This is a genomic window from Rhodopirellula maiorica SM1, from assembly GCF_000346295.1.
GTDB classification, from domain to species: domain Bacteria; phylum Planctomycetota; class Planctomycetia; order Pirellulales; family Pirellulaceae; genus Novipirellula; species Novipirellula maiorica.
In genome coordinates, this window is the sequence record NZ_ANOG01000336.1 from 1 (window position 1) to 5,465 (window position 5,465).

Annotated in this window: 4 protein-coding genes; all 4 read right to left on the minus strand. The window is 55.3% G+C overall.

Going from position 1 to position 5,465, the window contains the following annotated elements; all coding sequences use genetic code 11:
• Window positions 1-30 precede the first annotated feature (30 nt).
• Entirely contained in the window at window positions 31-1,158 is a 1,128-nt protein-coding gene (locus RMSM_RS10905; RefSeq protein WP_008695358.1) for a TIGR03364 family FAD-dependent oxidoreductase, read from the minus strand.
• 26 nt (window positions 1,159-1,184) lie between these two features.
• The gene (locus tag RMSM_RS10910; protein WP_008695360.1) at window positions 1,185-2,513 is read right to left on the minus strand and encodes a DUF5690 family protein; all 1,329 of its coding nucleotides are present in this window, start codon (window positions 2,511-2,513) and stop codon (window positions 1,185-1,187) included.
• A 353-nt stretch (window positions 2,514-2,866) separates the two neighbouring features.
• Window positions 2,867-4,132, minus strand: a complete 1,266-nt coding sequence (glcF, locus tag RMSM_RS10920; RefSeq protein WP_008695362.1) for a glycolate oxidase subunit GlcF — start codon at window positions 4,130-4,132, stop codon at window positions 2,867-2,869.
• Between the two features lie 64 nt (window positions 4,133-4,196).
• Window positions 4,197-5,342 (minus strand): FAD-binding protein, encoded by a 1,146-nt coding sequence (locus RMSM_RS36715; RefSeq protein WP_008695365.1) that lies wholly within the window; start codon window positions 5,340-5,342, stop codon window positions 4,197-4,199.
• Between the last annotated feature and the right edge of the window lie 123 nt (window positions 5,343-5,465).

Below are 5,465 nucleotides of genomic sequence, written 5' to 3' on the forward strand. Positions count from 1 at the left end.
CTTTTGATCCGCTGATCCGCTCGTATTTCCCTAGCGATCGTGCCATCGCTGCCAGGATCGGTCGGCTAACCCGAGTGACATCGTCATTCCGGCGCCGCCGGTGCCGACAAACACGTGCACTCCCTCGTCGGGTTGCGCTTCGAAAACAGGCAGTGTTGGGTGTTTGGCGTACACACCGTGCCAGCGTTGGCAGACGGTCCAATTGGGCAAACAAATCAGTTGGCGGAGTTCTCGCAGCATCAACTCGTCAATTTCGCGTTTGTCAAACGGCGTGATCGCGTCACCGTACTCGTGGGAATCCCCTAGAATCAATCGCCCCGATCGAAACGGTGACGCCATCACATGGATTCCATAGCGATCAAGCTCGGGGTGATTGGTCGCGATCCGGTCTTGAAGTGCTGCAAGAGAATGGCACTGAGTGAACGAGGTGTAATGCCGCAACGTCAATCCGCCCGCGATATGCGGCGACATCGTTTTGATCGGATCCTGTTGCACCTTCATCATCTGCAGCTTGCACAGCTTCAATCCAGATTCCGATAGGCATTCGGGGTACAACGTTTGTAGATCGCTGCCGCTACAGACGACAATCCGATCGGCAATCCATTGATCGCCAGCCGAACTGCGAAGATGCCCCTCTTTGACGTGAGTGATGGTTGTACCGAAATGACATTCGGCTCGTCCGCTGGCTTGCAACCACGCTGCGATCCGCGCCGATGCGGTTCGCGGATCGACACGCAGTTCGGTGGGACTGTACATCCCGCCCAATAATCCATCGCCATTAACGATCGCTGCTCGCTTGAGCACCTCGGCGGGTTTTAACATCTCGACTTGGTGCGTTCCCAGTTCCGTGAATTCTTCGAGCACCGCCAATTCATCGTGATGTTTGGCCACATGGATCGAACCACATTGTTCGAGCTCGAGCACCCCTTGCTGCTGAAGTTCGATCCACAGCTCACGCGAACGAAGCGCCAATGCGTACAACTCGCCTGCGGGTTGTCCGATCGGCCATATCATGCCGAAATTGCGAACCGAAGCGGCCTGGGCCACATGCGATCGTTCAAACAGAGCCACGCTCAATCCGCGACGCGATGCCGCGATTGCATGGGCTAACCCAACGATCCCGGCACCAATCACGGCAACATCAAAATGTTTTGTCATTAAATCTTCCTGCTAAACAGCGTGGACTAAACCGAGGTGGCATCCGTCAACACGCGGCGAAAATATTGGTAAGCGATCGCCAATGCGACCATCGACGCGGCGGCAACAATCGTTAGCGTCGCAGTGAAAAAGGACAGCGCCGCACCCGACCGCTGCATCGATTCTTGGAGCGTCGTTTGCAAAATCATCACGACCGCATAACCGAGATAGCCCATCGCATCGGCAAAGTACATCAGGAAACCCAGATTGCTCGGCAATTTCGATGCCGCGATCAACCGCTCAAACACGGTGGTGTGAAAGGCGACGTAGGGGACATACAGCCCCACGCCACATGCGACCATGAAGACGAAGGGCGAGAAAAAACCGCCGCCTTGTCCTAAGACCGAGGCAACGACGAATGCGAACGCGATCCCCATCCCGGCAAGCGTCATGCGAATCGCCACCAAGTTGTTGCGAAAGCAAATTGCCAAAGCGTTCAGCGCGGTGACAAAGAGAGCGACCGCAATTTCGGACGTGGCAAAAACCGACGGTGTCTCGTTGACTCCCATGTCTCGCCAAATCTCTACCGCAAAGTCATCTCGGATGGTACGGACAATCGTCAAGACGACGTAAACAAAAACCAAGCACGCCAACCCGGGCCAGTATTTGACCAGGAAACCACGTCGGTCGGCTCGATTCATCGATTTTCGCTGTCGCCGCAACCGACAATCTTCGTCGTTGGGCGGCGGCGTTTTCTGAAGTGCCCATACCGCAACCAACAGCGGTGGAAAGAAGATCAATCCAACCATCATCGGCATTTGAAACTCGCTGATCCCCCAATCCTGTATCAACCAACGGCCCACCGATTTCACGACGCCGGATGCGATAATAAAACTGGCGCACAACGCCGCGGATAGAGCTTCGGTTTGTTTGCGGCCTTCCAAATAACCCAGTACTAAACCAAACACCATCCCCAGCGGTAATCCGTTTAGAAACAGGAAGAAAGGTTTGGTCCACATAGGCAGGAATGCGAACCCGACGAGCGACAGTTCGGCGAACGTGATCAGCCCGATGATGGTGATCGTGCGATATTCGCTTCTCATTTCCGAGACGACTTTGATGCCGATAAACTTCGACAACATGTATCCCAACAACTGTGACACCACCAGTGTGGTTTTCAGTCCGAGTCCAAACACCGTTTGATCTTCAAACGTCCCAGCAGTAAACGGTTTGCGAAACGCGTACATGCAAAAATAGACGCTAAAGGCAGCGCATGCAGCCACGATTAACCGAACGCGTGGGCTGGAATCGGCCCACGGGTGGACCTTGCTTTCTGGTTCGGAAAAGGCTTCAGAAACCGAGGTCGTTTGCTTCATCACATGCCGCTGCGTCTAGACGAACCGACCGTGACGCCTCGGAGCGAGTGCATCGAAATAGAAGCGGCCAGGAACAGGCCACGTTTGTCGCACTCTCACATTAATAGAGCGGTGCCAATGCGATGAAGTTTCAGTGAAAACCGAGCGCGGTCCGGCAATAACTTCGTCGCTAGAATTTTGCGCAAGTCATTTGAGAGGAAGTCGCAGAGACTTTCGGCCACCCGAGTAAAACCGAAACTCTCTGCGAGTTTCGCTACGAAAAGTTGCTTCACAGCGTTGGCACAAGCGGCTAACGGGATTTCACCCAATGAATCCTGCCTCGCTGTTTCAAGCAGACGGGCATTGGGACAACATTACAACTTGCCGACGTAGGCGTCTCGTAGAATTTGCACGGTGTGGCGGACTTGGACGTTTGAACCTGCCGCAGCGAGATGCGTTTGCAGTTGAGTCATGCAGCCGATATTGCCGGTGGCTACCAAGTCCGGATCGGTGCTCAGCAGGTGTCGAACCTTGTCGTCGCCAAGCGATTTGGCAATCTCGGGTTGGTCGACGTTGTAGGTGCCAGCCGATCCGCAACACAAATGAGATTCGGGAATCTCGAGCAATTCGACAGCGGGAATTTGACTCAGTAGATCGCGTGGCTGGACGCGAACCGATTGAGCGTTGGCCAAGTGGCATGCATCGTGATACGCAATTCGCAGCGGCTCACTTCGCTGCGGGATCGCGGCCAATTCGCCGAGTTCCGCAAGCACCACCGAGACGTCCTTTACCTTGCCGACAAAATCGCTTGCCTCGGATTCGTACGGCGTTCCTTTTAAGATCATCGCGTATTCGTGCATCCCCGAACCACAACCCGCTGCATTGGTGACGATCGCATCGACATCCGCCGGAAAGGCTTTTAAATTGGCGATCGCAAACCGCTTTGCCTGGTTCCAATTTCCGACATGCCAGCTGAGTGCACCACAACAGCTTTGGCTCGGCGGCACGACGACTTCGATGCCATTGCGTGTCAGCACATCAATGGTTGCGGAATTGATGTCGGGAGCAAGGACCGACTGAGCACAACCGGACAACAGGGCAACGCGTCCCCGACGTTGACCGACTGCGGGATTGGTCGCCGCCCACGATTGTCGCGGCGGCAATCGATCGGGCAGCAGATTCAACATCGCACCGATCGAACGCGGCAGAAACGGCGCGAGCGGTCGAGCAAAACGGCCTAGCTTCGCTGCCATTCGAAACCGTCCTGGGTACGGCAGCGTTGAACTTGTCATCACGCGTGTGATCCGGTCGATCAGCGTTCGCTTCCGCAGCGGTTCCATCGTCGCCCGGTACGGGCTGATCAAATCACGATAGGGAACTCCCGACGGGCATGCAGGTTCGCATGCCAAACAACCGAGGCAACGATCGATGTGCAGCGACGCATCATCGACCGATAACTCGCCTTCGAGCACCTCTTTCATCAACACAATTCGCCCACGTGGCGAATCAGGCTCTTGCCCCAATTGATCATACGTCGGACATGCCGCCAGACAGAAACCGCAATGCACACAAGTGCTCACCGCCGAGGCCATCTCGTCCCCTAACGGACCGAGTTTCGTGTTCGGAATTTTGTGTTGCATACGTTTGGTTCAGCGATGGACCATGGATCGTTAGTAACAATCCACGATGCCCCGAGAAAGTGGATTAGTTGGAAATGGAGTGGCGTGATTGCGATCCAAAACGACGTTTCAATCGTCCATCGGGATCAAATGCTTGCTGGACTGCGACTTCGATATCCGCAGTGGATTGTCGGTTCAAGTACACATGGTCTGAATTGCCTCGAACACATAGCCCGCGATGTCCCAGTTGCGTCAACACCGATTCGAGCGCGACCAGCGAATCCGCGTCTTTCATCGCAGCCCAAACGACCGATCCACAGCCGCTGACGTGTAGCGTTCCGGGAACCGCCGCAGCGATTGCCTGACAGAGTTCCGGAAATTGGCGGGGCGTCGTAGGAATTTTTACGACATGCGTGGCCTCAGCGGACCAGTCGAGTTCGGTGATCGAGCTCCAAAACGTGTTGGCGGTATCCGCATCCAGCTGTTCCAATTCTGGAAACTGTGTCTGCATTTCGGAGGCGATTGCACTGCTGGCCTCCCGAGGGCCGCGTTGCCGAAAATAAATTGTGGAAGTGGCGTGATGATAATCAATGGCGTCCAGTTCCCAGCGACTGACCGCCGCGCTGGCCATCTTCTGCAATGCCACCTCGGCCGATTCACATGGCAAACGAAGCGTTGCTGAATCGACAGGCTTTGGAAACACCTTAAAGGTCACTTCGATCATCCCGCCATACTGGCCGCAGCTTCCCACCAAGAATTTAGGGATATCAAAACCGGCGGCATTTTTCACAACTTTTCCGCCAACGTTGACAATCGTGCCGTCGCCCAAGATCAGCTTCGCGCCGAGAAAGAAATCGCGAATGGATCCGTAACGAAATCGCCCCGGTCCCGACAATCCGGCCGCGATCGTGCCCCCGAGCGTCGCTCCGGCACGAACCAGCATCGGATCAAATGGCAGGTACTGGCCTCGTTCGCTGAGCACCGCTTGAACGTCGGCGACTTTCGTTCCCGCATAGGCAGTGAACGTAAATTCGGACGGTTCGTACTGGACCACTCCCGATAGCCCATGCACGCTGATGGTGTTGCACGATGTGCCAGAAGAAGAAAGCGGGCCAGCAGAAGAAAGCGGTGGTTTCGTTTGGTTGCCAACGATCACCGCATGCTCCGATGCAAGCAATGCCTCGCGAACTTCGTCAATCGTCGTGGGTTGCAAGGTCGCATTACTATTCACGCGAGATCACTCCTTGCTTTTCCAGGGGATGCAATCCAGACATCGAAAGCGACGGTGCGTCGGCACCGGGGAACATCTTTCCTCGGTTCGCAATCTGCAGCGGATCAAATGCGCGACGAATCC